General features: G+C 59.9%; 26 protein-coding genes and 2 pseudogenes. 16 read left to right on the forward strand and 12 right to left on the reverse strand.

Annotated elements, in window-relative coordinates; translation table 11 throughout:
* Window positions 1-172: 172 nt before the first annotated feature.
* The 5 genes from QA640_RS17960 (at window position 173) to QA640_RS17980 (ending at window position 3,707) form a co-directional block, all read left to right on the forward strand.
* Window positions 173-1,960 carry an adenylate/guanylate cyclase domain-containing protein gene (locus tag QA640_RS17960; protein WP_283041909.1) on the forward strand — a complete coding sequence of 596 codons (1,788 nt, stop codon included), beginning with the start codon at window positions 173-175 and terminating at the stop codon, window positions 1,958-1,960.
* 340 nt (window positions 1,961-2,300) lie between these two features.
* Window positions 2,301-2,432, forward strand: a complete 132-nt coding sequence (locus tag QA640_RS17965) for a hypothetical protein (protein ID WP_283041910.1) — start codon at window positions 2,301-2,303, stop codon at window positions 2,430-2,432.
* Window positions 2,429-3,007 (forward strand): AAA family ATPase, encoded by a 579-nt coding sequence (locus tag QA640_RS17970; protein WP_283041911.1) that lies wholly within the window; start codon window positions 2,429-2,431, stop codon window positions 3,005-3,007. The genes QA640_RS17965 and QA640_RS17970 overlap by 4 nt, the downstream gene beginning before the upstream one ends.
* Window positions 3,008-3,021: 14 nt before the next feature.
* On the forward strand, window positions 3,022-3,159 hold the full coding sequence (locus QA640_RS17975) for a hypothetical protein (RefSeq protein WP_283041912.1): 138 nt from the start codon (window positions 3,022-3,024) through the stop codon (window positions 3,157-3,159).
* 80 nt (window positions 3,160-3,239) lie between these two features.
* Window positions 3,240-3,707 carry a hypothetical protein gene (locus QA640_RS17980; RefSeq protein ID WP_283041913.1) on the forward strand — a complete coding sequence of 156 codons (468 nt, stop codon included), beginning with the start codon at window positions 3,240-3,242 and terminating at the stop codon, window positions 3,705-3,707.
* A 210-nt stretch (window positions 3,708-3,917) separates the two neighbouring features.
* Here QA640_RS17980 and QA640_RS17985 read toward each other — a convergent pair whose 3' ends face one another.
* The gene (locus tag QA640_RS17985) at window positions 3,918-4,685 is read right to left on the reverse strand and encodes a DUF4198 domain-containing protein (protein ID WP_283041914.1); all 768 of its coding nucleotides are present in this window, start codon (window positions 4,683-4,685) and stop codon (window positions 3,918-3,920) included.
* A gap of 2 nt (window positions 4,686-4,687) precedes the next feature.
* Between QA640_RS17985 and QA640_RS17990 the strand changes: the two genes are divergently transcribed.
* The 4 genes from QA640_RS17990 (at window position 4,688) to QA640_RS18005 (ending at window position 5,963) form a co-directional block, all read left to right on the forward strand.
* A complete protein-coding gene (locus tag QA640_RS17990; protein ID WP_283041915.1) occupies window positions 4,688-5,263 on the forward strand; it encodes a hypothetical protein in 576 nt (191 codons plus the stop codon).
* Window positions 5,263-5,400: a hypothetical protein gene (locus tag QA640_RS17995; RefSeq protein ID WP_283041916.1), complete on the forward strand. Its 138-nt coding sequence runs from the start codon at window positions 5,263-5,265 to the stop codon at window positions 5,398-5,400. The genes QA640_RS17990 and QA640_RS17995 overlap by 1 nt, the downstream gene beginning before the upstream one ends.
* 13 nt (window positions 5,401-5,413) lie before the next feature.
* Window positions 5,414-5,554 carry a hypothetical protein gene (locus QA640_RS18000; protein WP_283041917.1) on the forward strand — a complete coding sequence of 47 codons (141 nt, stop codon included), beginning with the start codon at window positions 5,414-5,416 and terminating at the stop codon, window positions 5,552-5,554.
* 229 nt (window positions 5,555-5,783) lie between these two features.
* The gene (locus tag QA640_RS18005) at window positions 5,784-5,963 is read left to right on the forward strand and encodes a hypothetical protein (protein ID WP_283041918.1); all 180 of its coding nucleotides are present in this window, start codon (window positions 5,784-5,786) and stop codon (window positions 5,961-5,963) included.
* Between the two features lie 69 nt (window positions 5,964-6,032).
* On the opposite strand, the gene QA640_RS18010 is transcribed toward QA640_RS18005, so the two are convergent.
* On the reverse strand, window positions 6,033-6,860 hold the full coding sequence (locus QA640_RS18010; protein ID WP_283041919.1) for a hypothetical protein: 828 nt from the start codon (window positions 6,858-6,860) through the stop codon (window positions 6,033-6,035).
* Between the two features lie 386 nt (window positions 6,861-7,246).
* A complete protein-coding gene (locus QA640_RS18015; RefSeq protein ID WP_283041920.1) occupies window positions 7,247-7,762 on the reverse strand; it encodes a DUF992 domain-containing protein in 516 nt (171 codons plus the stop codon).
* Between the two features lie 110 nt (window positions 7,763-7,872).
* Here QA640_RS18015 and QA640_RS18020 point away from each other — a divergent pair, with 110 nt between their 5' ends.
* Together QA640_RS18020 and QA640_RS18025 are read left to right on the forward strand one after the other, a co-directional pair.
* Window positions 7,873-8,352, forward strand: a complete 480-nt coding sequence (locus tag QA640_RS18020; protein WP_283041921.1) for a ParB/Srx family N-terminal domain-containing protein — start codon at window positions 7,873-7,875, stop codon at window positions 8,350-8,352.
* Window positions 8,349-8,642: a hypothetical protein gene (locus QA640_RS18025; protein WP_283041922.1), complete on the forward strand. Its 294-nt coding sequence runs from the start codon at window positions 8,349-8,351 to the stop codon at window positions 8,640-8,642. The genes QA640_RS18020 and QA640_RS18025 overlap by 4 nt, the downstream gene beginning before the upstream one ends.
* A 26-nt stretch (window positions 8,643-8,668) precedes the next feature.
* Here the strand turns inward: QA640_RS18025 and QA640_RS18030 are convergent, their stop codons facing one another.
* A complete protein-coding gene (locus QA640_RS18030) occupies window positions 8,669-9,577 on the reverse strand; it encodes an AraC family transcriptional regulator (protein ID WP_283041923.1) in 909 nt (302 codons plus the stop codon).
* A gap of 149 nt (window positions 9,578-9,726) precedes the next feature.
* On the opposite strand from QA640_RS18030, the gene QA640_RS18035 reads away from it, so the two are divergent.
* Together QA640_RS18035 and QA640_RS18040 are read left to right on the forward strand one after the other, a co-directional pair.
* The gene (locus QA640_RS18035) at window positions 9,727-10,119 is read left to right on the forward strand and encodes a hypothetical protein (RefSeq protein ID WP_283041924.1); all 393 of its coding nucleotides are present in this window, start codon (window positions 9,727-9,729) and stop codon (window positions 10,117-10,119) included.
* A 310-nt stretch (window positions 10,120-10,429) separates the two neighbouring features.
* Window positions 10,430-11,815, forward strand: coding sequence for an FAD-binding protein (locus QA640_RS18040; protein WP_283041925.1), 1,386 nt, complete (start codon window positions 10,430-10,432; stop codon window positions 11,813-11,815).
* Window positions 11,816-11,927: 112 nt separating this feature from the next.
* Here QA640_RS18040 and QA640_RS18045 read toward each other — a convergent pair whose 3' ends face one another.
* The 3 genes and pseudogenes from QA640_RS18045 to QA640_RS18055 form a co-directional block, all read right to left on the reverse strand.
* Window positions 11,928-12,350, reverse strand: coding sequence for a GFA family protein (locus tag QA640_RS18045; protein WP_283041926.1), 423 nt, complete (start codon window positions 12,348-12,350; stop codon window positions 11,928-11,930).
* Between the two features lie 242 nt (window positions 12,351-12,592).
* On the reverse strand, window positions 12,593-13,570 hold the full coding sequence (locus QA640_RS18050; protein ID WP_283041927.1) for an ABC transporter substrate-binding protein: 978 nt from the start codon (window positions 13,568-13,570) through the stop codon (window positions 12,593-12,595).
* Window positions 13,571-13,811: 241 nt separating this feature from the next.
* Window positions 13,812-15,256 (reverse strand): annotated as a pseudogene (locus QA640_RS18055) (IS1182 family transposase).
* A 193-nt stretch (window positions 15,257-15,449) separates the two neighbouring features.
* On the opposite strand from QA640_RS18055, the gene QA640_RS18060 reads away from it, so the two are divergent.
* Together QA640_RS18060 and QA640_RS18065 are read left to right on the forward strand one after the other, a co-directional pair.
* Window positions 15,450-15,662, forward strand: coding sequence for a hypothetical protein (locus tag QA640_RS18060; protein ID WP_283041928.1), 213 nt, complete (start codon window positions 15,450-15,452; stop codon window positions 15,660-15,662).
* Window positions 15,569-15,949 (forward strand): annotated as a pseudogene (locus tag QA640_RS18065) (transposase); the annotation flags it as partial. The gene QA640_RS18060 and the pseudogene QA640_RS18065, both read left to right, overlap by 94 nt.
* A 282-nt stretch (window positions 15,950-16,231) precedes the next feature.
* Here the strand turns inward: QA640_RS18065 and QA640_RS18070 are convergent.
* From QA640_RS18070 to QA640_RS18090, 5 genes are all read right to left on the reverse strand, one after another.
* On the reverse strand, window positions 16,232-17,224 hold the full coding sequence (locus QA640_RS18070) for an ABC transporter substrate-binding protein (protein WP_283041929.1): 993 nt from the start codon (window positions 17,222-17,224) through the stop codon (window positions 16,232-16,234).
* Window positions 17,225-17,460: 236 nt separating this feature from the next.
* On the reverse strand, window positions 17,461-18,462 hold the full coding sequence (locus QA640_RS18075) for an ABC transporter substrate-binding protein (RefSeq protein WP_283041930.1): 1,002 nt from the start codon (window positions 18,460-18,462) through the stop codon (window positions 17,461-17,463).
* Between the two features lie 1,020 nt (window positions 18,463-19,482).
* The gene (locus QA640_RS18080) at window positions 19,483-19,668 is read right to left on the reverse strand and encodes a hypothetical protein (RefSeq protein WP_283041931.1); all 186 of its coding nucleotides are present in this window, start codon (window positions 19,666-19,668) and stop codon (window positions 19,483-19,485) included.
* An 845-nt stretch (window positions 19,669-20,513) separates the two neighbouring features.
* The gene (locus QA640_RS18085; protein WP_283041932.1) at window positions 20,514-20,660 is read right to left on the reverse strand and encodes a hypothetical protein; all 147 of its coding nucleotides are present in this window, start codon (window positions 20,658-20,660) and stop codon (window positions 20,514-20,516) included.
* A complete protein-coding gene (locus QA640_RS18090) occupies window positions 20,657-21,241 on the reverse strand; it encodes an RNA ligase family protein (protein ID WP_283041933.1) in 585 nt (194 codons plus the stop codon). The genes QA640_RS18085 and QA640_RS18090 overlap by 4 nt, the downstream gene beginning before the upstream one ends.
* Before the next feature lie 1,764 nt (window positions 21,242-23,005).
* On the opposite strand from QA640_RS18090, the gene QA640_RS18095 reads away from it, so the two are divergent.
* A complete protein-coding gene (locus tag QA640_RS18095; RefSeq protein ID WP_283041934.1) occupies window positions 23,006-23,452 on the forward strand; it encodes a hypothetical protein in 447 nt (148 codons plus the stop codon).
* The last annotated feature ends 803 nt before the right edge of the window (window positions 23,453-24,255 follow it).

The following is a 24,255-nucleotide window of genomic DNA, read 5'->3' on the forward strand; positions in this document are numbered from 1 at the left end:
TCGTCCTTTCAAATGGCGGCTGCTCGACAGCTTCCAGCGACCGAGGTCGCGTCGCGGCGCAATTTGTCGCGAAGGGCCAACAACCGACATTAGCCGGTGGGCATCCCGTCAAAACGCGTTTGGCACTGTTGTCTGATCCGTCGTACAGTATCCTGGGCGGGATTTGCGTGCCATGCCGCAAGAGCCTCCAAGCCGGGTCGAGCGCAGGTTGTCGGCGATAGTTGTGGCCGACGTCGCCGGCTATTCGCGCCTAATGGGCCTCGACGAGGTGGGCACCGCCGGCATCCTGCGCGAACATCGCGCCGTCTGCGGCGGGCTGGTCGCCAAGCATGGCGGCCGTATCGTCAAGACCACGGGTGATGGCTTGCTGCTTGAGTTTCCGTCGGTCGTCGATGCGGTGGAATGCGCGGTCGCGATGCAAGCAGTGTTGGCCGCGCGCAACGCGAGCGTCCCGCCGGATCGGCGTATGCTGTTTCGGATCGGGATCAATCTCGGCGATATCTTGGTCGAGGGCGACGATATTCTAGGTGACGGCGTCAATATCGCGGCGAGGCTTGAGGGCATGGCCGAACCCAGTGGCATCTGTATCTCGGCTTCGGCTTACGATCAGGTCCGCGGCAAGGTCGCGGTCGAGTTCGCCGATCTGGGCGACCAGAGCCTGAAGAATATCGCTCGTCCGATACGCGCCTATGCCGTGGTTCGGGATGGGCTTGGCGGGAAAACGTACAACTGTGTCACGACGCCGATCCCACAATCGGCTCCGCGCCTTTCCATTGTAGTTCTACCATTCGCGAACTTGGGCGGCGATCCCGAGCAAGACTATTTCGTCGATGGCGTGACCGAGAGCCTGACCACGGACTTGTCGCGCATTGCCGGATCTTTCGTGATCGCGCGCAACACCGCGTTCACATTCAAGGGGAAGGCTGTTGACGTGAAGCAGGTCGGGCGCGAGTTGAACGTCCGCTATGTTCTGGAAGGCTCGGTGCAGCGTGGCGGCAACCGGCTTCGGGTCAACGTGCAGCTGATCGACGCCGAAACTGGCAATCACTTATGGGCCGAGCGTTTCGATAAGCCCGTCGCTGATCTGTTCGATATGCAGGACGAAATCGCTGCGCACTTGGCACGGCAACTCGACACCGCGTTAATCGCCGCTGAGGCGCGCCGCGCCGAGCAATCACCACGACCCGACGCAACAGATCTCTACTTTCAAGGCATGGCGTGGACGAACAAGGGAATAACCCCTGACCATCTGGCACAAGCTCGTGTTTTCTTCGAGCGCGCTCTGGCGCTCGACCCCAATAATGTTGAGGCACTCATCGGCGCCGCTGGGGTCGAAATAACATTGGCAGGCGCGTATAACACCGATGATCGAGCCACTCGACTTGCAGCGGCCAGGGCAGCTTTAACCAAGGCTCTCTCACTGGCACCCAGTCATGCGTTGGCCCACCTGTTCCTAGGGCGTCTGCTAATTTTCTCGAAGCACGGACACCAAGCCATCGCCGAATGCGAGAGGGCATTGGTCCTGGACCGGAATTTGGCTGCCGCTCATGCTACAATCGGTATGGCCAAGCTTTTCATCGGTCGCAGCGATGAAACCGAGGCTCACGTTCGCGAAGCGCTCCGTCTCAGTCCTCGTGACACCTTCGCCTTCAGTTGGGTAGCGACAGCTGGCGTTGCCAAACTATATCTCGGTGACGACGAGGAGGCGGTTGCGTGGCTCCGCCGCGCGATTGAAATCAACCGAAATCTTCCCAACGCCCATTTCTATCTCGCCGCCGCCCTAGCCAATCTCGGTCAGGTCAATGAAGCGCACGCCGCGGTTATGACAGGGCTTGCAGTCAACCCAACCTATACAATCAACGGCTTCCGCGCTGGCTCGTCGAGCGATAATCCAACCTTTCTTGCCCAGCGCGAACGCATTTACAAGGGCATGCAAATGGCCGGGGTCCCAGAGGGCTGACGTTCGTCAGTTGACGCGACGAGCACCCGGCCACACACTGGTCGCCACAGGTTGGCATTGGGGCACGCATGTCAGACCCTACAGCAGTGAGCCGACGCCTCGTCGCAGTCTTCAGCGGATTTCAAAGGCTACAGCCGTCCGATGGACGCGGGTGAGGTCGGCACGCTCAGGGGGTTCACCGAGCGCCGAGCGATCCTATTGATGATGGGCCCGGTCAGCGGCTCGCCGCCGAATTGGTGCGGCGTCTCGGCGCCGGGCGCTGCCAGTTCGTCACCTATCGGCCCGGCTGCAAGGACTTGAACGACGTGCGTCGCCAGCACGCGCCGAGGCGGTCAGCGAATTGATACGCGAGGCGAAACCGTATCCCGTGCGCGGGCTCTATCGGCTTTCCGAGTATCCCAAGCTTGCGCCGCTCGTGCCGGTCTCGATCGGCTGGCCGATCTTCGACGGCTTGCTGGCAACGGCTGGATGAAACTGTTCCCGGGCGAGTTCATGGTCGTCACCGGCATCCCCAGCCACGGCAAATCGACGTGGATTTCCAATCTGCTCACGAACCTTGCGCGGCTGCATGGGTGGCGGTCAGCGATCTTCTCGCCCGAAATGCCGACGGTGCCGTACCTGCACGACAAGCTGCGCCGCATCATCTCGGGAAGTGACGCGCCCGACCCCGCGACCGACCGGTTCATCGAGGACAGTTGCGTCTTCATCGACAACGACCCGAACGATGATGACGAAGACGACATCACGTTGGATTGGGTGATCGAGAAGGCCCGCGACGCCGTGCTGCGCGATGGTATCGGCGTGCTGGTCATCGACCCATGGAACGAGATCGAGCACGCCCGGCGCCGCGACGAAACCATGTCCGAGTATATCGGGCGCGCAATCCGCATGTTGAAGCGGTTCGGACGGCAATACGAGGTCGCGGTGATCGTCCTGGCGCACCCGACCAAGGACGTTTTCGAGCGCGGTAAACTGCGCACACCCTCGCTGTACGACATCGACGGCTCCGCGCATTGGGTCAACAAGCCGGATCATGGCGTCGTCTAGGAGTCCCCGCCGCGATGATGGATTTTGAAATCCCCCATGGTGCCGATCGGGAGTACCTGATCGTTTTCGGCGTGGCTGCTATCTATATCGCGACGATCCCGCGCGGCGAGCCGTGCATCTCGGCGTCTCGCGCGACCTCGGCCAGACCTTAGATGGCATCCGCGACAATTGGCGGTTGTCCGCGATCGGCTGCGCCTTCTGGGTGAAGGATCGCGACACCGCCGAGGCGATCGTGGCGGAGGCGATCGAGGTGCTGCCGCGCGATCCCGACGGGCGGCTTGCGGTTCGGGCCGAGTTTGCGCGGCGCCAAATCGAGGCCGTCGCCGAGCGATGGAATATGACGCTGACCAATCACGACGCGGCGATGTCGCGCGTACGTGCGGCGGTGCGACATGTGCAGGAGAAGATCAACGAAGCAAACGCGAGCGGTGATCTCGGTTGGTTCAACTCCGCTTATCGATCCTGGCGGATCGAAGCAAAAAAAATTGGGCGTGTGATGAGCTACGCCGAGGCGTTGGCGCGATTGCGCAAGGCCGTGACCAAGCGGCTGATTACTCTCGACGTAATCGATTTGGATGCTGATCTCTTGCCCGACATCTTTCCCAAACTGCCGATAGAGGCCGCAGAAATTTACGTTGACGGCTCGAAAAAACGGGTGCTTTCTTCGCGCACGCGCCCGAAGCCAAAGCCACGCGCTTGATGGGGGCCGCCGTGCTGTTTCCCACTAACGCAAGACTGTTCGACCGATCCCGGCGGCGGGATCGGTTTTTTGGGCGTGTACTAATCATAGCAGATTTAGGGTGCATATGAGCTGAGGTCCGCTGCACCCCCTGATAGCGGCATGATAGCGGACCTCACCAGAGGTCGGGGTCGGGGAGACAAGGCGCGCCAAATGACGCGCGTGGCAGACCTATTTGATCGAGAACACCGTTACGGCACGCGTCAAGTGACGGTCATAGAGATCGGTGATCTCCGGGACAGCGTTTTGTACCCGCACCATCCATAGACCCGGTTGCGTGATCTTCACAACCGCCGTTCCATCTGTCTTGCTCTGGGTCGTATAGGCGTAGGTGTCAGGTTGCTTGGAGAAACCGTCGTAGGTCGCGTTGACGGTCACCGCGATCGGCTTGCCGTTGGCGAGCACCTTGACGCCGACAGCCTCGCCAACCTTTGCTGTTGCCGGGTTGGTCGTCAGCACGATCTCCAGCGGATCGCCGATGGTGGCGTCGAAACCGGCAGCGTTTGCCGAGGCGTTGATCAATGTCTTTTCAAACTTGTCGATCTTAAATGCATTAGTCGCGCCTGGCGTCTTCTTTGTCGCCTGCTTGCTTCCTTGGGGCGTGGTCGCCCAAATCTGCGGAAGACGAGTTGCAGTCAGAAAGAACGGTCTGTCGGTTGGTGATTTGATGCTTCCCAAATAGGCGAGCGAGCCCTCGTCGGGCTTGACTGGCACATCCGTTCGCTTGCCATCGAATGCAAAACCGGCGCGAATGTCCTCCGGCGCTTCAAGTTCTTGGCTTGAGATGAAAATGTGCGAAGAAAGTACGGCAAAGTCGAGCTGTGCTCCTGCGGCGGCGCTCATCAAGGTTGGCTTGACGATGAGTTCATGAGCTGTGGCGGCATTGGGCGCAGTGAGTGCGGCAATGACGGCCACGCCGACGTAGAGACGCGCATACATGGTTGGTTCCCTTCGTGAGGGATCGAGCCTACATCCCGATCGAAGATCCGATCAATCCCGTTCGTCATCGAAAGGCAGCGAATGTCTGCTCCGGGGTCACGAGCAGTAATGCTCTGATTGAGCGTAAGATTTCGCTTGGCCGTCGGAAGCTGACATCTACGCCTTATGGAGCGCATCTACTACCTATGCCAACGCTCGGGGTTGATTTCGATTTCTCGCAGACCAAGCAGCGCGCCATGGACCTCGGCGCGACCGCTGATCAAATCCCCTACATCATGGCGAATGAATGCCGCGCTGACCACCAAGGGCTCGCGCGCCACGAAGGGCGATCTGACGGTCGAGATTTACGACAAGATCGGTCGAGCGAACCTGTTTCTGCATGCCAAGGGCGGCACGCGCCGGGCGAAGGGCGGCAACCTTTCGATCCCGTCGTCGGTCAACGTGCAGCGGACGAGCGGCGGTGCCGTGCGGACGCAGCAGCAGCCGAGGAATTTGCGGAACAGCTTCAAGCGCGGGCGCTTCATCTTCCAACGCCAGGGCCGATCGACACGCAAGGCGAAGGGGCCGCATCAAGCTGATGTATTCGCTGCGGCCGTCGGTCCCGATCCGGCAAGACGTGCCGCTCTACAAGGACTTCGCCGAGGTGATGCGGCAGGAGATGTCGCTCAACCTCGCAATCGCGGTCATCCGGGCGATGTCGACCCGGCGCCGCTAACACGGAGGGTGCCATGGCAGGCAAGCCGAAAGAGGACGAGCACGAGGACCGGCGCCATGCGGACAAGCCGCCTGCGGACACGTCCGAACACGAGCAGTCGACAGCGGACAAGCCGGAAGATCCCCCGCCCGGCGTCCCGCCCTACAAGGACTAGGCCGTGCTGATCGAGCGGTTGCGCGAGATCGGGCGGTCAACCGGCTCGATCCCGAGTACCTCGCGCAATGGCGCGCCTAGTACCGCAACGTCGGCGAGCGATACGTCGCTCGCGCGATGTCATGGGCTGACGCCCACAATGCGCTGGTCTCCCTCGGCTACCGGGACCAAGCACTCAAGATCGAACCGCTCGAATTGGACAAGGCCCGCGCCCAGCAAGGGAACGGCTGATGATCATCATCGACGTGATCATCATCGACGCACCCCACTTCTACGCCGCCGTGGTCATCGGTCAGACCAACCGAGTTATCCGGGCGGCGCCAATCCTCCGATACATGATCGGCTGGGATCGGCAGCGCGTGCTCGGATACGCCGACCGCAAGGGTTGGCGGGCCTCGTGGGTCGATTGATGCGCGCGAGGGCGGCCCGCCGCCCCTCGATTGCTAAGGTGATGATCGCGCGGCTGACCGAGGCGCATTCTAAGGCCCGACTGGAACCGGGCGCATTTGCTCGTAAGCGTCGACAAGGAAATGATCGAAACTCTCGATCCGGATGAGGCCGAGGCGCGGATATTCCATATCGGTGACGATGTAGAGTGCGACGGCCAGGGTTCCGGCGAAGATCACCATGTGTATCCAACTGCGCCCCGCGCTCGCAGCCATGCCGAAGCCAGCGAGCAGCGAGCAGCCGAGACCAAGCCCAAACAGCATGAAGAAGATGATCTGCGGCGGATGCTTCTCGGACGCGCCCGCACGCAGCCGTGCGACTTCAAATAGGCTGTTCAGCGCCGGGAGCGACAACGCGCATGCAGGACGGTAGTTCGGTTGCGGGCACGCGGCAACGGCGGCGTCCCACAACTGGCTCTTCAGGTCGAGTAGCTTGGCCTCTTGTTGGTCGGAAAAATCCTCGGCTCTTTGCAGGAGCAGGAAGTCGTGGGGCATCCGATATAGATCGACGCGAGCCTGAACGTATGCTTTCAGTATGCCCTGCAATTTGCGAGCATCGTCGCCGCCGAAGATGGTGAGGCGATCATACGCCGTGGTCGACGCCGTCGCTTCCTGAATGACTAGTTGTCGGCGGTCATCGAACCGTTGAAGCGCGCCCGAGATTGTGAAAGCCAGCAGCAGGCCCATCAAGCCGAATATCGCGCCCTCGACAGTCGCCAATCCCGCCGTACCCTCGGCGCCGCTCCGTTTGCGATGCCGCAACCCCAATTGCTGACCGAGCCGCAGCAAGATGAGCGAACCGACAAAAAAGGCGGCGGCAATGGCTACGGCAAACAACAAGAAGATCATGCCGATCCCCACACAAACGGCGTACTCGGCTCCACGCGCCGGGACGACAGTCTGTCGTCAAATCGTGCAGTAAGTTAGGTTGCCCGCGCAATTTGCGGTTCCCCTAGGTCGCAGGGCGCGGGATCGCGGGGACCGCCCGCCTTTTGCGTTTTTCGGGACCGTGTTTTGGCCTTTTGGTTCCTCGGAAATCCGGAATCGGAGATCACCAAGCGTTGGCTAGAAGGCGAGCGCGGGCGCGAGAAACCCCGCAGGTCTCCGAGGCCGCCTCACTTGGCCTCCATCCGTTCTTGAGCGGTCAATTCCCCTGATCGAGATCAAGTAAAATAGCCGCACAGAACAAATAGAGGCCGTCTCAATTGGCGCTAGACAATCTCGATACCCTTACCGGGATGATGTCATCACGGGGCCCTGCGACGTGCGGGCGCAGTGGCCGGCCGCAGCTCCATGCTGGATACGCCCGCCGCAATATTCATGCCCGTCTGCGCCTGCACGGACAACGGCTGCAAGGTGACCGTGCGATCCGAGCCTCCGACCAGGACGTTGGCACCCGCTCCGGCGCCAACAGTGCCGCCGGCGGTCGCACCCGTATAGGTTCCCGCCAACGCCGCCCGGCGCAGCGTGGTCGGCGCAAAAATGGCCCACGTCAGCTGGCCGCCAGACGTGGCGCCGATGTCGAGCCCAAGCGTGCTGACGGTGCCCTCATAAGCCTCACGCGCCCTGCCTCTCGCCGATGCATAGATGCAGCTTAGTTGCCGCTGTCCCGCGACAATCATGCCAACCCCGGGCGATATGTTGCAGGTGAGTGTGCCGACCCGCGTTCGCCCGGCCTGCTGAGCCGTGGCCGGAGCCATGGCGAGGGCGAGCGGAAGGGCGACGCATGCGGTTGCGAGACTGTTCAGCGTTCTTCTGTTCACGGGCGGTCCTCCATCGACGCATCTGATGGTTCCTCAATGCAGACCGACATGGCGGTGTTCCTTTTCCAAGTCTCGTTCCGAACCGTAAACGGCCCCACAGGCGGCAAATCATGAACGCACTGGCGAGCAAACCGGCCATGGAAACATGGCCGATTGAGCGGCTACGGCCCTATGAGCGCAATTCGCGCCGGCACGCCCCCGAGCAAATCGAGCAGATCGCGGCGTCAATCCGGCAATGGGGCTGGACCATGCCGATCCTTGCCGCCGATGATGGGATGGTGCTGGCCGGGCACGGCCGATTGGCCGCCGGCAAGCTGTTAGGAATGACCGAGGTCCCCGTTATCGTCGCTCGCGGGTGGAGCGATCAGCAGAAACGCGCCTATGTCATCGCCGACAATCGGCTGACCGACGCCAGCGATTGGGATGACGAGACGCTGCGGCTCGAATTGACCGACCTCGTGGAGGGCGGTTTCGAGATCGCGCTGACCGGTATAACAGAGGACGAGCTCTCGCGGCTGTCCGTCGGGTCGGCGAGCTTGAGCAGATGCCCGAATTGCCGGACGGCGATCGGTCGCCATTCCGCGACATGACGTTCATTCTGTACGGGGAGCAATTCGGGATCGTCGAGCGCGCTATCGCCAAGTCGACCAAGCCGCGGGAGGCGAGCAATCCCAATCGATCGCCGCAAGGCAATGCGCTCGCCGCGATCTGCGCTGAATATCAGAGCGCGTCTCTTAAATCGAGTTTGACTGGTGCGGCTTACTCGATGTCCGCGCAGCGAAATGACGCGATGGGCCACTTCCGGACTCATGCGGTGCAGCAAGTCGTATCCTATTCAACCAATCAGTCGCTGTCGCGAGCAGCGTCTGCGGAATGGTGAGTTTCGAGGCTTTCAGCGCTCCTACGTCAACCTAGTCCGCGGACACCACGGGGCGTGTCGCCAAAGCGAGAGCGGAACAGGCGGTTGAAGTGCGAAATATCGGTAAAGCCAGCCTCGAAGGCGATATCGGAAATCGGACGCTTGTTGTCGCGTGGTTTCGTCAACAGCGTGAGGGCCCGTTGCAGGCGCAACTCGGTGACGCGGGCAGTGAAGGATGGTCCGGCAGTCACCAGTAGCCGCTGCAGATAGCGCGGTGAAATTCCCACCTGCCGTGCGACCGCCGCGACGCTGAGTTCGGGATCCCAAAAGCGTGCGGCAACATGATCGAGCGCGGCGTTGAGATGGGCGGCTGCGACCGCGCTCAAACTGCTCTCGCCGATGGCTCGATCCGAGGCAACAGCGAGGGCAACGAGGTCGATGACGTGTCGGCAGATCGTCTCGCGTGTTTCACCACAAGGGCGAATCTTACTGTTTTCAAGCGTCTGGATGTAACCTCGGAGCAGCTGCAATGCGTCCGATTGCCGAGGCAGGTATCGCATCAGCCCGCCGTCAAGGCGTACGCCGCGTCCCGCGATTGCCGAGCTTGGAAGCAGCACCCCGATATAGCCAAAGTGCCGACCTGAACTGAAGCTCCCTGTCTCGCAGAGATGCGTCAGGGTGGCGTCGCCACGGCCGAGCCGCAAATCGCAGCCTAGATGTTCTATCTCAAGACACGATTGAGAGATCAGAAGCCAGAAACTGTCGTCGCCATCCCGGACCATTTCCCTGTCGCGAATCGCGACGCCGGGACTTAACGCGGTTCGTGCGATATGCAGTCCTTCAAAAATCGGATCGACCGACGCACGAAACGGCCAGTTCGACAGCGGCTTGAAATCAGCCCTGCGCCACACGGATCGCTCCCGCCATTCTCGAATGGAATCGAAAACTACGAGCATCTCCGAAGGCTCCCCTCGCCATTCATGCGAGCGAATAATGGTTGATACTACATTTAGAAATTGTGGGCAATTTGCGAACCGAGCCTTCGCTCCGCTGTTCGTCACCGGCCAAGAACCATGCCGGCTATCCTGCTACCGTAAGCCCTCCGATGGGCGCTGAAGCTCATAAGCAAGAACAAAACACTCATAAGCAAGAACAAAACAAAAGGTCACCGAAGCTGAATTTAAACACCTCTGACCGAGAAAGAATCACCATGAAGAAATTATTGCCGATTACCGCCGCCACCGCCCTCATGGTGTGCGGAGGCGCCGCCGTTGCTGCAGAACTGCCAACGTTTGAAGTCATGGGCTTTCCGATTACGTCGCTCCAGGTTGCGCTGATTGGGAGCTCCGGTGTTGAGGAGCAGTCGCCCGGCCCAACGCTGACGTCTGCTGGCATGCCTGCGTCGCCCCATCAGGTGACCGTTTTGGCTCCGCGCCCAAAGGTCGCCGAGGGGGCCGCACCCGCGAACTTAACAATGGTTGGCTTCTCGACGAAGTAGTTGCGAGCATGCGGGTAACCCGTTCGCTCATCTTGGTATGAGTGCCTGTTGAGGGTCATGATCGGACTCTCTGACGTGAAAGGCGCGCACTGTCCGGTCGCCGCTCTCCAAGGCGGCGGTAGTGCGGCACGGCGCCCTGGAGCCGGCACGCGGTTCGTCGTCCGACTGCCCGGAAGTATACGTGTTGCAGATTTGTGATGGCTATCTCGCCGCACTTGATCTACCGTTGCCCAACGGGCGGAGAACGCTCGGGGGCCTCATGAGTGATCTCCGACCCAATGACCGATCGTGGGTGGAACGGGAGGACATCATGCAGGCCATGGCCACCGAAACCTTCATCGGCAACATGCGCGGCCCGGTTATCAGGCGAATGGATGCCGATTACGACGCTGTGCGGAGCCTCTACAACGGGATGATCGATAAGAGTCCCGTGATGATTGCGCGATGCGCCGACGTCGCTGACGTCGTGGCCGCGGTCAATTTTGCAAGGGCGAACGAACTCCAGGTCGCGATCCGCGGAGGCGGGCACAATGGGCCTGGCCTTAGCAGTGTCGAGGACGGGCTGATGATCGACATGTCGATGATGAAAGGCGTGCGGGTCGATCCGGCCGCGCGCACCGTCCGCGTCGGTCCCGGCTGCACGCAAGGTGATGTTGACCACGCTACGCATGTCTACGGGCTTGCGGTGCCGGCCGGCATTGTATCGACCACCGGGATCGCCGGGCTTACGCTCGGCGGCGGCACCGGATACCTCACCCGCAAGCATGGCCTCACCATCGACAATCTCCTCGAGGCGGATGTCGTGCTCGCTGACGGACGCATCGTCACCGCCAACAAGTCGGAGAATGCAGACCTTTACTGGGGCTTGCGGGGCGGCGGCGGCAATTTCGGCATCGTCACGAGCTTCCTGTTCCAGGCTCATCCGGTGAACATGGTTTATGCCGGTCCGATCTTTTGGGATCTCGAAAACGCCCGGACCGTCATGCAGAGGTACAGGGATTTCCTGCCTAGCGCTCCCGAAGAACTCGGGGTCTTCGTCGGTTTGAAGACCGTTCCACCGGTGGACCCGTTCCCGGCGGAACATCAGGGCAAGCGCGCCTGCGCCATCATTGGCTGCTACAACGGTCCGACAGAAGATGGCCAGACCGTCATGGCCAGGTTGCTCGGTGAGCTGCCCGCGCCGCTCTTCAACTGGATGGGCGAAATGCCCTATCCGGCCCTCCAATCCATGTTCGACCCGTTCTTCCCGAAAGGCCTGCAATGGTACTGGCGCGGCGATTTCGTAAAAGAACTGACAGACGCAGCAATTGACGCCCATATCGAGCAGGCGCGGAATGCACCGAGCGCGCTTTCGCTCATGCACCTCTATCCAATCGATGGCGCCGTCCATCGCGTTGGCAAGAGCGACACCGCCTGGAACACGCGCGAAGCGACTTGGTCGATGGTCATTGCCGGCATCGATCCCAATCCGCAAAAAGCAGGTGAAATCACGCGCTGGACCAAGGGCTATTGGGAGGCCGTGCATCCTTACTCCGCGGACGGCGGCTATGTGAATTTCATGATGGAGGATGGGGACGACAGCAGACTTAGGGCCACTTACGGCGACAACTACGACCGCCTTGCCGCCTTGAAAGCCAAGTACGACCCGACGAACTTCTTCCACATGAACCAGAACATCAGACCTCTGCACTCGTAGAGCCGCACGGTTCGGTCGCGCCTAAGGTTCTTGTCGGGGCGCTCTTTTTTGCGGAACGAGCGAACGCTCCGGCTATCTCTGTCAGTCGCGCGCTATGCAGCGTTCGCCGTCTTTATTCCGGGACGAGCTCTCCTGAGCCGCCAAACTCCTTCGGAAAATCCCTTAGCTTGGGAAGGCCGTCTCGCATCGGCAGAACTGTCTCGGCGTAGTTTACGTGTACACCGGGCGCAAATTCCAATGTGGGTAGTGTCGCAGCGAAAACGTCAACCAACCCCAGCGGCGGATGGTTGGTCATCAGGTGCCCGCCGCATTTCACGCAATACTGACGCTGACTGAGCTCAGTCTTCTGGAACATCGCGACATGCTCGGCTCCCGATGTGATCCGTACCGCCTCTGGCTTCCAGAGGCTGAAGGCATTTACAGGTCCGCCGGACCACGAGCGACAAGAACTGCAATGACAATAGCCCATCGCCTCCGGTGACCCCATGACCTCCAGTTTGACTGCTCCGCAAAAGCAGCTTCCAAGATGAGACATTGGCTACCTCCATCGAGTTCGTTCGTACGGCAACAAGAGCGTTACATTAACAAACCAATTGGCGCGCCGCAGCCCTCGATCGGAGAACGCTATGAATTAATCGCGGTTCTTCGCATGTCGGCCTCGGGTCCAAAAGCGCCGGTCGAGGATCACGAGGCACACGTCCGGTCTAACCCTGACAGCGGACCGGCGCAGCGTTTCCAGCTTCGTCGCCTTGGGCACAACACTGGACCTAAGTAGGGTTACTCGATCATCTCATCGGCTTCAGCGATGATGGTCTGGGGCACTTTGAGACCGAGCGCTTTTGCTGTCCTCAGGTTGATGATCAAGTCGAACTTGGTGGGTAGTTGCACCGGTAAATCGCCGGGCCGCGCCCCGCGTAATATTTTGTCAACATAAGCGCCAGAGCGTTGAAACAGATCTTCCGTATTCGGAGCATAGGACAGGAGAGAACCGCTTCGCGAAACTCCAGAAACGACCGGAATGCGAAACTGTAGCTCCATCTCGCGGATCAAGGCGCTGTTCACGGTGAGGAATGGATCGCTCATCGCCACGATACCTTCGCCGGGCGTCCTTTCCCTGAACGCTCGCTCAATATCTGCAGCGCTGCCGACTTGAAGAGTAAACGGCCTTACATTGGTAGCTTCAGCTGCCGCCATGAATGGCTTCAGATAATATTCGAAATAGGTTGCAGTCGTGGGATTGTACATTAGACCGGCGGCCTTGACGTTTGGCGCCACCTCCTTCAAGAACCCGAGCCACTTTCCGGCAATTGATCCTTCCACATTTACAAACCCGGTGATGTTGCCGCCAGGTCGCGCCAAGCTGGCCACAATGCCGCTGCCGACTGGATCGGAGACTGTGGCGAAGACCACCGGCACGGTGCTCGTCGCGCCTTGCACAGCGAGAGTGGCCGATGTGGAATTGACAAAAATCACGTCGGGCTTGAGCGCAACCAGCTCCTTCGCAAGAGCCCGATTCTTCTCAGAATTCCCACCACCATAACGAAGTTCAATGGAGACGTCGCGATCTACCGCCCAACCTAGATCGCCGAGACTCTTGACGAAAGTAGCAACCAAACGCTGGGTGGCCGGATCCTGTTCCGCGAAACCAATGAGAACACCGACCCGCGGCACCCGCTTTGGTGCCTGCTGCCCACGCACCGGAAGAGGCGAAGCTGCGGCAGCACCCAGGCCCGCTATAAACTCCCGTCGCCTCATGAGGTCCCCCACGGACTGAGAATGGAGATCATACTGGCTAAAGTGGGTAGCCTAAAGAGAGGTTGTGAGCTCCCCGAGTAGTCCGGTTTGGGTCTTGGTTGTGTGCAAACGGATAGGTCGGCGCGCGGCCGTGGTCGCCAATCACTGCAGGCGGCCGATGTTCTCGCGTTGGATCATCCACTGACTGGCCAAAGTAGGTATCGCGACGCGGTATTGCGCTTTTGGACGCACTTTCCGGCCTTCAGACGGCGCGGATGGCTGCAATCAGGCTCGGTTTGCCGACGATGTTCATCACCCGTGTGAGGTTATAGGCGAGAACATGCAGCGCCATCTCGGCGGCAACGTTCCGTAGGCGCTTCATCAAGAAGTGGGTCGCACCCATACGGGCTTTTATCGTGCCGAAGGGATGCTCGACCGTCTCGCGTCGCGTCCGCATGGCGTCAGGATTGGAATCCAGCCGTCTCTGGACCTCCTCGACCACATGCTCATGCTCCCAGCGCGTGATGCGGCGTTCCTTGGACGGCGTACATTGGCTCTTGATCGCGCAGCCTTGGCACGCCGCTGTCGACCAGTAACGGCGCAGCGTCATTCCATGCTCGATGTTGGTGTAGTGATAGGGCAGCAGCTGGCCGGATGGGCAGCGGTAGACGTCCTCATCAGGCAGGTAGGCAAAGTCCTGTTTGCCGAACCGGCCTTCCGCTTTGGCGTTCGACGTCATGGGCTTGGGCAAGGTGACTGCAACGCCAGCCTCTGTACAGGCTAATATCTCCCCTCCATCGAAGTAGCCACGGTCGGCCACCGCCTCGAGTTTGTCCACTTCGAGCACTTCTTTGGCTTGCTTCGACATCCGAGCAAGCTGCCCACGGTCGTTGCCGACGTTTATGACCTCGTGCGTAACAATCAGATGGTGTTCGGTGTCCACCACGACCTGGACATTGTAGCCGACGATACCCGATCCGCGTCCGCTGGTGGCCATCGAACGGGCGTCCGGATCGGTGAGCGATATCTGTTGATCCGGCGTGTTGCGCATTTGCGCATCAAGCACTTCCAGGCGGCTCATCTCCTGCTTCAGCCGAGCGATCTTTTCCTTGATCCTCGTCGTCTTGATGCTGATCGCTTCCGATGGCTCCTGCCGATCGGCGCTATCGAGTTGACGCAGATATCGACCGACGCTTTCCTCGATCTGCGCCATCCGCCTCGCCATCTTGGCATGCGTGAAGTTGCGGTCGCGGTTGTTCACCGCCTTGAACTTGCTGCCGTCGATTGCGATGCTTGGGGACTGCAACAGGCCCAATTGCCGGCATAGTGCAATGAACTTCGCACAAACCTTCCGGATCGCCGCACCATTGTCCTTCCGGAAATCGGCGATCGTCTTATGGTCGGAGCCAGGCGGCCGATCAGCCACATCACCTCGATGTTGCGGCACGCCTCACGTTCCAGTCGGCGACTGGACTGTACCCGATTGAGATAACCGTAAATGTAAAGCTTCAGAAGGACTGCCGGATGATAGGAGGGCCGGCCCGTCTCCTTGGCGATCACACGCTCAAACCCCAGTCCATGCAGGTCGAGCGCCTCGACGAACACATCGATCACGTGGACCGTGTTGTCCTCGCTTACCCAATCCTCCAGGCATTCCGGCAAGAGCGTCAGCTGGGATCTGTCCGCGCCTTCAACGAAGCGTCCCATCCGTATCCCCCATCAGGAAAACTCTCAAGTTGGACTTGAACTTTGAACCGGCTGACGGAGGAATCGTACCTGACTCGTGGCTTTTCACACATGGGGTAATTCCGGGCCGGAGCCATACTGAAGCTCTGAGAATCAGCTCTCCAAGAATCGATGAGGCTCACCTCTTGGGCCTTGCAATGATAGGAGAGCTGCAATGGAGCGCTATGTCGGACTTGACGTTTCTTTGAAGCTAACAGCGATCTGCATCGTTGATCGGACGGGAAAGATTGAGCACGAAGGCGTTGTTCGTTCCGACCCCGAAGCGATCGCCGCATCGGCCCTGTTACGGCTCTTTGCTTTCTTGCAACGATCGACGACCCTACGCGCTTCAAAAGGTCAAGAAGCGTCGGAGCCTATGTCGGACTAACGACCCGACGCTACGCATCCGGCGAGATCGACTGGACGGGTCGAATCTCGAAGTGCGGCGACAAAATGTTGCGCGGCTATCTCTATGAGGCAGCCAATGTGCTGCTCACACGCGTAGCAAAATGGTCAGCGCTCAAAGCCTGGGGCATTCGGCTTGCAAAGCGAACTGGGCTACGCAAGGCCAAAGTTGCGGTCGCGCGAAAGCTCGCGGTCATTCTGCATCGGATGTGGATCGATGGTACCGAATTTAGATGGTCGTCAAAGGAGACCGCCGTGCAAACAGCATAGCAGATAGCGAATTCCCGCCGAGCACCGGCGGGATCCAAGGTCCCTGCCGGGACGTTGGCGTTGGTGCGATCGCCCCAGGCTTTGCGATGCTCAAAAGGCAAGCGCGCTTCACACATTGATCCGCCAGCGTCATCCTACGCCATCATGCGGAGGGCATGCCCCTACCGCGGAGAGAACCATGAACCCGGCAAGGATGTGTTTGGAGAGTCTTGACCGCAGGCCCGGAATTAGAGAACAGCCTGGGCCAGAACCGGCTGTGAGCAATTGCGGCAAACAACGCACCTATTCAATAATCTCGTCGGCAGCGTTCAGCAGGCCCAGCGGCACGTCGAGGCCGAGTGCATTTGCCGTCCTCAAGTTGATGATCAGCGGTACTTTGACTGGCATTTGGATCGGAAGGTCCCCAGGCTTCTCGCCCTTGAGGATGCGGTCGATGTACCCTGCTGCCCGCGGATACTGTTCGGCGAAATCTGGCCCATAAGAGATCAGGCCGCCTGAGTCCGCGAAAGAGCGAAAGAAATAGATCGCGGGGATGCGGTAGTGGGCCGTCCACGCAATAATCACGTCACGATTTATCGTGTTGAATAGGTCCGGCATTGCGATAATGCCGGCACCCGGATTGGCCGCTAGCGCGGCGATAACGCCTTCGATCTCATCCTGGGCGTGAACCGGAGCAGCACTCGCCTGGACGGTAAACGATGATGCGGCGCCTTGAATTGAAGCCATGTAGAACTTGATCGGGACGCTTGTCGTCGGGTTGAAAAGCAGCGCCACTCGCGTCACGCCCGGCGCGATACGCTTGAGCATTTCCAGCCATTTCCCGCCCATCGAGGGCTCGTAAAGCGCGAACCCGGTAACATTGCCGCCCGGACGTCCGACGTTCGCGACGAAACCACTGGCAATCGGATCGGCTACGCTCACGATCACGATTGGAATTGTCTGCGTCTCGCGGACAAGAGCGTTGGTCACGGGGGTGGTCACACTGAGGATTGCGTCGGGTCGCAGATCGACAAGCTCCTTTGCGAATGCCTTCATCCTATTCAGATCATCGCTGGCCCAGCGAAGTTCGATTTGAAAATTGCTGCCTTCCGTCCACCCCAGCTTCGCGAGCGCGCCGCGGAAAGCCGCGAACCAAGACTTCACATCCAGATCGGTCTCCGCAAAGCCGATCAGCACGCCGACGCTCCGCGTGCGTTGAGCTTGCTGCGCATGCGCCGCGAGCGGCCACGCAGTCGCCGCGCCGCCGACCAGCGTCATGAAATCGCGTCGCCTCATGCGGCCCCTCTCCAAGCCAGACCGACACGCTACCACATCGTTAAGTGTGCGCCACGTTGTGCATCACAACAAAACTGAGCGGCTGATTACCGCTCCGGGTCCACGAGCGTCGCCCTTTGGAACACTCGGCGGTCTGTCAACTTCCGCTATGCCCCGTTCGCGACCGAGGTCTTGTGGCGGTGCAATGTGTCGCGATGTCACAGGACCGGACTCATGCACTGCAGCCAACAGCGTCTTCATTCAATCACGTCGTCGGCAATCAGCTGAAGCTCGCGGCTGATCGTCAGCCCCAACTCTCTCGCCGACTTTAGATTGATCACCAGCTCGAATTTGATCGGCTGTTCCACAGGCAACTCTGCTGGCTTTGCCCCTTTCAGGATTTTATCCACATACGTGGCGGTCTGCCGGGCAAGATCGGGCAAGTTCGCTCCGTAGGACATGAGGCCCCCGAGATCTACGAATTCCCTGGCCGCCCCCATTGCTGGTAACCTGCTGTTCGCCGCAATGCTCGCGATGCGTCGGTATTCGCCAAACAGCATCGGGCTGGGCATTACGATGAGAGCGTCGGCATGATCTCTGGCCATCGCGGCGAATGCGCTGACAATGTCGTCCGGGGCAACCGCGGGCACGAGTTGAAGCTGTAATCCCAAAGTCCGGGCCGCGACCTCAATCTCATTCAATAGGCCTGCCATCGTGCGTTCGCTGTATGCATTGGGATGCCAGAGGGCCGCAACACGGGTGAGCCCAGGAAAGGCCTCTCGGAGCAACTGTAGACGCTTGGCGGCCAGCTCTGGGCCAAGAAAGGTCGTCCCCGTCACATTCCCGCCTGGTCGTGCAAGGCTGGCAACTAGGTCGTCAGCGACCGGATCGGCCATAGCTACCGCGACGATGGGGATTGTGCCAGTGGCTTGCTTGGCGGGTCGCGCCGCTGTCGTACTTAACGCGACAATGACATCGGGCTTGCGCCCAACCAATTCATCAGTCAGCTCGCGGAGCCGATCCGAATTCCCATCGGCATATTGGCGCTCTATGGCGAGGTTCTGTCCCTCCGTGTAACCAAGGTCGCGCAGTCCTTGCAGGAAGGCGTTGAGCATGCTGAATGTTGGATCGGGAAGCTCGGAGCGGCCAGGTGATAGGATGCCTATCCGGGGTACCTTCGATGCCTGCTGCGCAAGTGCCGCCAGTGCCCACGTGACCGCCGCGCCGCCGAACAAGCTGATGAAATAACGTCGTTGCATTGCCTTACCTAGGCTCGGCAGCGCGTCGTGCTGTCGTTCAACTCAGGCCATCAAAACAGGAATTGGCGACCACTGAAACGGGCTTGATGGTCAATTTTGCACTGCAAGAGATCTGAGCAGGGTATATCGCAGATGGGTCATCTTCGACCGGGACGGCCAGCAGCATGTGCGGCTAGGTCGGCTGTAGCTCCGATAGCGGAAGTAAAATCAGGATATTGGTGTCTATCATGGCGGGCGCGGCAGGTTGATGATGGCGCCCACGCGTGATTCAAGCTCCAAACTGGAGCCTCGAATGCGCTACGAACTCACCGGTCATGAATGGACAACTTGGTGCCCTCAAGGCGTGGACTATCCGTTGAATGCGGATATCCACTCCTCCGAACCAACATTGAAATGGCTTTGAAAAGCTATGCGGTTCTCGCTGTTGTCGCAGCGATCACGTCGTAGAGCTACGGTGGTGAACCACGGTTTGCTGTCGAAGGAGTCGTTCTCGTCTAGACGCTAGGCAATCGGCTTAGATGGCCGATTAGGTGTCGTCGCCAGGACGCTGTGGTTAGCCTCGGGTCGCTCGCAGTCGGTCTTACAGCGTGAGCGCGCGTGCGGCCAGATCTATCGATCAAGGTCCTGGACCGGGCAGGGCACATCGCGCCCACTCGGAAGCTCCGGCTTCTCAACAGAAGGCGCTATCCGAGATGTCCCGCGACGAGCTCGCTGCTTCATCGAGCGCAACCAAGCTGAGATCGATAAAGTTGAGGGAGAGTTCGCTTCTCGGGCGAAGCAAGTATCGCCGAAGGTCCCGGCGGAGCCGGCCTTCCTCGGGTGAGGTTCTGCGCCGGCAACTTAGGCGCCCTTACCCGCTTTGAATCTGAGGCTGTAGACGCGCGGTCTCAAAAAGATACGCCGCCAGGCTCGAAATACATTGTCCCGGCGGCGCCCTGTTTCAAACTGGGGCTCTACAATCCCAGTCATTCGAATAAGAGCAATGCCTGTGCCACGAGGCCCGCCGGAGCTTCCGCGTGACTAGGGGGTCTGGCGGCACGTTGTTAAAACAAACGCCGTCTTGCTGCATTGCCATTCATTACCGAGCGCAGCATTTGAGACGGGCTGGGGAGCTGCCATCGCTAACAGGAGAGCGGCGCCGGCCAACGAATTTACGATCACGAGCGTGCGCGCATTACGAGACAAGGCGTTGATGAAAGCTGACATAACCGTTTCCCCTTTGGTCCAATGGGGAGAGGCTAGGCCGGGTTTGTTTCTGGACAGCTTCGCGGCGCTGAAAAATGGTTTCGTCGCGGAATGGGCGGGAACGAGTGGTAAGGCCAGGAATCTTCTTGTTTGCACCCTGCGGTCATTCCTTCCCCCGACTGCTGGGAGTGTTTAGGGAAACGGCGACCTCGGCGCGCGACCGCGCTGGGGTCGTTTCGCTTCCGAGCGTGCCCCTCATGCTTAGGTGCTGAGGCCGCTGGGGTTGGTTTGCCGCATCGCTGAGGCGGGGTGACATGTTGGCGGCCGGTTCACGCTGGCAGGCTTCTTTATTGCGTCTATTGCGGCTCTCTCCGGTGACCAGTTTAATGGTCTCGATCATTGGGAGGATCGCAATGCAAAAAGTGATTACGGTGGCCGTCATGATCGCCGTGCTTGTACTTGCAGCATGTGGCAGGGAGCCCGGACCAAAGGGCGACCCAGGACCGCAGGGCCCGGCAGGCCCACAGGGCGCGCAAGGGATTCAGGGTGTGCCAGGACCCCAGGGCCCAGCCGGCGCGCAAGGACCACAAGGGCCGCAGGGGCCGAAAGGTGACAAGGGAGACAAGGGCGATCCGGCGTCGGTCAATATCCGAGCGGTACAGGCTGACGGCGCCGTCAATTGCGACAACAGCGAAACGCTAGTGTCGGTGTTCTGTCCTAGTGGTGGCAGCGCAGATGGTGGGAAGTGTGGCACTTCACCGACAATTGGTCTTTGCCTGAAAAAGTGAAATCGGAGAGAAGGCCCGGCAGTTCACGCTGGCGGGCCTAATTCCTTTGATCAATCTCAACGGCGCGGTAGCGCGCTCTCATTCCAGAACCTCGTATTCGAAGGCGACGCCTTCCGGGTCGTTCTCTTCGAACCATCTTTCCGCGGCATCTACCGTGCCAAAGACCTTGATGTGCCCAGCGTCGCCGACCTGTTCGGCCGTGTTGACGTAGACAAAGACAGTCATAGCTCTCGCTCCATCGCCGGATGGCTGCAGTTTTTCGCTTTGATCCAGAACTTCTGTCGGCCGCCGCGGTACGGCCGATCGCGGTGCTTTGACACCAGGCCCTCGAGCCCCATGCGGCAGGCGGCCCGAAACAAGTCTGGCCCGATCTCGCCGCGCTCGAAAGGCGCGACGGTGATGCCGTCCGGCCGACGCGCGAGCAGCTGCTCGAGGTTGGCTTTGCGCAAGTGCAAGGGGAGGGGGCGCAGATCGTCGCCGCCCATCGCGAGAGTGTCGAAAGCGTAGAGCTGCACTTCGTGGTCGTGCTTGCGCGAGTGCAGGGCGTTGAAATCGGAGATGCCGTCGACGCCGAGGATCACCGCTTCGCCATCGATGACGAAATGCTTCTGGCGGTTCTTCAGCGCGGCCTCGGCGATCCAGGGATAGCGCTTGGTCCAGTCGCTGCCGTTGCGCGACAGTAGGCGCACGCGCTGGTCTTCCCGGATGACCAGCATCCGGTAGCCGTCGTGCTTCACTTCGTGGATCCAGTCCGGTCCCGATGGGACCTGCTTGCCGGCGGTCGCCAGGCAAAGCTCGTATGCCATGCGTATGGGCCGAAGATAAGGTTTCCGGCTGCATTTTACGAATCAGGAACAAGCAGCAAGGGAGTGCGTTTCAAAACTGCTCCGATGACCCCCCTGCTCGGAGCAGCATTCGAAAATGCAAACGGCCCCAGCCACCTTAAGACTGAGGCCGTTTTCCACGATGGGAGCGGAACGACTCCCGACCTACCGAGTTGAATCGAAGCTCCCGACCAAACCCCAAGTCAAATGCCCCCCAATCGGGAGCAAACCTTCCCCAAGGTTGGCGGCCTCTGCGTCCCCACGCGGAGGTCGCTTGCGCATCAGCGCATACGCACGAAAAAAGGCCGGGCGAGGGCGACTAACCATTATTCCAACCGCCGTACTCTGGAGCCTCTCGCATTCGGCAATCTGCGACCGAATTAGGTCTAGCTGGGCCTGCATTGTCTTTCATCGCGGGCGTTCTCCGTTCCCCCAATGGAACGGTACACCGTTAGAACCAGGCCGCAACTGTTGACCTATAAAGCAGGGACATACATCAACGAGCGGTAAATCTCGGCCAGCATCACGAAAAAACACGGAGGCCAAGCAGCGTAAATAAATGGCGCGCGGCTAGCGGGCGGCGTTTTTGCTTGTGTCTGAGGAGCGGCCCCGGCGCTCGGGGCTGGCGGAAACGCCGGAGCCGTCCGCGTATGTCGCCGCGGGCGTTCTTCAAAATTTGGCACCAACTCCAAGGGGGGTTCGGAAGTTGAGGCCAAGTGGCCGAGCCAACCATGGCCCAGGCATGAACAACATGCGCGGTCGCCCCCTCATGCGATTGGGTAATCGGCTTACCTCGGATTTGCCGCAAATCGCGCTGCCCCGGATGGACGGCCAATGAAGAGGCCCCAGCTCAGGGGGGAAAGCTGGGGCCATGTCACGCAGAGATGGTACCTGACGGTCAAGTTCAAGCACCGAACCGGCAACCTGCTTCCGAAGCCTTCGTTCCTAATGTGGTACCAGCGCGCAGGGGCCGCTTGGAACACCCTGTCCCGACCGTTGTTTCGTCCGTGCTTCGGATGGGCGCTCGCGTACTCGTTCGGAGCTAAGGTAGTGAACTTCACCTGGCTTCAGGCTCCCCTAAAGCCAGGTCTTTTTTCGGGGTCTTTCAGCCGCGTCGCAATAGGATAATCCGCTCAAGATGGGGCAGAGCGCCACGCCATGGTGCAACTGACTTACCTCGGATTTTCCGTAATGCCCCGCTCTGCGCGTTTGGAGTTCTTCGATCCGCGCGCGGGTTTTAGAGCAGCCGCTTGCCTCAGCGCTGCATCAATGGCCGCTTTGAACTTTCTCGTGCGAGAAGGTTTCGCCCGCATCTTATTGGGCATCCTCAGTCTGGTAACGAGCAATAGATTGCTGCTACAGCCGGCGCACTCATAAATTTTCAGACCGTAGCCCCTAGCCACGGGAATGAGCTTTTTGAGCACCCGAGCTTGGTAGCATAGCGTGCATTCGGCTTCGCCGTTCACGTTAAAAATTCCTCAAAAAAGCAGTCTGACAGCAATGGATGCGATGAAAACTGAGTCTGCACCAAGAGGCAATAGCCGAGTCAGGCTGGCCCAAAACCACGAGGTAAGTCATGGCTCAGGTTAATTCCGAGAATAGCACAGGTGTATCCGTCGCTCAGACGCGGCGTCGTTCCTTTCCCAGGCTGCCGGCGTTGCCGCCGGTAGCGCCGCCCTGGTCGGAGCCACGGCCGTCGCATATCCGGCCGTATCGGCCCCCAGCGCCGCGGACGCCGCCGCACTGGTGCAGTTGGAAGAGGAAATCTTCGACGCCTATTGGGCTGCCGTCGCCCATTACGATTACGATGACGGGGACGGAGAAATCCCACGACTTGAGAAAATTTGGCGCGCCGAGGGCAAGCGATTTATCAACGAGGGCGTGCTCACTGAGGCTGAGCGCTGGGCTCGAATCTGGGCGATGCCGGAGTTCATCGAGCACGATCGGCTCGTCGTCCAGAGTGAGCAAGACTTCGAGCGCATGGATAAGCTGATCCAAAAAATGTGGGCAATCCCGGCGCGTACGGAGGTTGGCCGAAAGTCGAAAGTGCTGGTGGTGCTTGCCTGCGTATTGCGAGGCGGCTGGACCGTCGCCGACAAAGAGGCGGACTGGGAGATCGAGCTAGCCCGAAGGCTGATGATCGAGTTTGTCGGCGGCGAACCCGCCGAGGAGCTTCGAGAGCAGTTCGCCTAGTCGGTCGTCCATTCCGCCCCAATAAGGGGGCCCGCCGGTTCACGCTGGCGGGCTTTTTCTGCCATGTGTGAACTGCTTCACAAATGCACCAAGGGATCGTCTGCTATCGACGGTCCATTGCTTTACCTAGGTCATACTTAGCATCCACCCCCAGCGTGCGAGCGCTGGGGGTTATTTGTTATGCCCGCCTCGCGGCGCGGTCGTTTCTAGGCCGCTCAAAACGGCCGCGGGCGTCGCCATTCTATTGTTTGGCGGGCTCTTCGGCAGGTGCTGCTGGCGCAGTGGGTTCGGCGGCTGGTGTGCTGCCCCCTTCTGAATCGCCGGCCCAAAGCTTGGTCCCTTTGACTGTTCCTAAGAGCTTACAGCCCATCGGGGGCGGCGGCTGCTTGCGCGGCTTGTTGGCAGCCTTGGACGAGGCGGTAGCCTTGGGCGCTGCGGTTTGAGCGTAGGCGGTTGCCGAAAAGCCAATGATGGCGGCAGTGAGAATCAGGGACATCCTCATCATCGTTTTCCCTTGCTCCGATCGACAGGAAGCGAAACCGGCAGCGGCTGGCGACACATCGCCGGGCTGTCCTACGTAGTCGCGAAACAGGACCTGCCGGGCTCGAAACTCCCTGTCCCCCCGGCAGCGGTCTGTCTCAAACCGGGCGCTGAAATCCCAGTTGATAGCACTGTTCAATGGCCATGCCACAATCGTGTGACGCTGCCGTTTTGAGCGTGACGAGCAAGGTTGCGGAGTGGATCAAAAATTACCGATTTAACTCGCATTGCGACCATCAAGGTTAACTCGGGATCCAGCTTCG

The sequence above is a fragment of the Bradyrhizobium sp. CB82 genome (assembly GCF_029714405.1).
In the GTDB taxonomy this organism is placed as follows: domain Bacteria; phylum Pseudomonadota; class Alphaproteobacteria; order Rhizobiales; family Xanthobacteraceae; genus Bradyrhizobium.

Excerpts from the sequence above, each read along its gene's own strand:
- QA640_RS18070 (WP_283041929.1), bottom strand. The coding sequence starts at position 17,224 with ATGAGGCGACGCGATTTCATGACGCTGGTCGGCGGCGCGGCGACTGCG.
- QA640_RS18030 (WP_283041923.1), bottom strand. The coding sequence starts at position 9,577 with ATGCTCGTAGTTTTCGATTCCATTCGAGAATGGCGGGAGCGATCCGTG.
- QA640_RS17975 (WP_283041912.1), top strand. The coding sequence starts at position 3,022 with ATGATGGATTTTGAAATCCCCCATGGTGCCGATCGGGAGTACCTGATC.
- QA640_RS18085 (WP_283041932.1), bottom strand. The coding sequence starts at position 20,660 with ATGACTGTCTTTGTCTACGTCAACACGGCCGAACAGGTCGGCGACGCT.
- QA640_RS18020 (WP_283041921.1), top strand. The coding sequence starts at position 7,873 with ATGAACGCACTGGCGAGCAAACCGGCCATGGAAACATGGCCGATTGAG.
- QA640_RS18045 (WP_283041926.1), bottom strand. The coding sequence starts at position 12,350 with ATGTCTCATCTTGGAAGCTGCTTTTGCGGAGCAGTCAAACTGGAGGTC.
- QA640_RS18005 (WP_283041918.1), top strand. The coding sequence starts at position 5,784 with ATGATCATCATCGACGTGATCATCATCGACGCACCCCACTTCTACGCC.
- QA640_RS17970 (WP_283041911.1), top strand. The coding sequence starts at position 2,429 with ATGAAACTGTTCCCGGGCGAGTTCATGGTCGTCACCGGCATCCCCAGC.
- QA640_RS17960 (WP_283041909.1), top strand. The coding sequence starts at position 173 with ATGCCGCAAGAGCCTCCAAGCCGGGTCGAGCGCAGGTTGTCGGCGATA.
- QA640_RS18035 (WP_283041924.1), top strand. The coding sequence starts at position 9,727 with ATGGGCGCTGAAGCTCATAAGCAAGAACAAAACACTCATAAGCAAGAA.
- QA640_RS18025 (WP_283041922.1), top strand. The coding sequence starts at position 8,349 with ATGACGTTCATTCTGTACGGGGAGCAATTCGGGATCGTCGAGCGCGCT.
- QA640_RS18075 (WP_283041930.1), bottom strand. The coding sequence starts at position 18,462 with ATGCAACGACGTTATTTCATCAGCTTGTTCGGCGGCGCGGCGGTCACG.
- QA640_RS18000 (WP_283041917.1), top strand. The coding sequence starts at position 5,414 with ATGGCAGGCAAGCCGAAAGAGGACGAGCACGAGGACCGGCGCCATGCG.
- QA640_RS18060 (WP_283041928.1), top strand. The coding sequence starts at position 15,450 with ATGGAGCGCTATGTCGGACTTGACGTTTCTTTGAAGCTAACAGCGATC.
- QA640_RS17985 (WP_283041914.1), bottom strand. The coding sequence starts at position 4,685 with ATGTATGCGCGTCTCTACGTCGGCGTGGCCGTCATTGCCGCACTCACT.
- QA640_RS18090 (WP_283041933.1), bottom strand. The coding sequence starts at position 21,241 with ATGGCATACGAGCTTTGCCTGGCGACCGCCGGCAAGCAGGTCCCATCG.
- QA640_RS18040 (WP_283041925.1), top strand. The coding sequence starts at position 10,430 with ATGCAGGCCATGGCCACCGAAACCTTCATCGGCAACATGCGCGGCCCG.
- QA640_RS18050 (WP_283041927.1), bottom strand. The coding sequence starts at position 13,570 with ATGAGGCGACGGGAGTTTATAGCGGGCCTGGGTGCTGCCGCAGCTTCG.
- QA640_RS17995 (WP_283041916.1), top strand. The coding sequence starts at position 5,263 with ATGTATTCGCTGCGGCCGTCGGTCCCGATCCGGCAAGACGTGCCGCTC.
- QA640_RS18080 (WP_283041931.1), bottom strand. The coding sequence starts at position 19,668 with ATGTCAGCTTTCATCAACGCCTTGTCTCGTAATGCGCGCACGCTCGTG.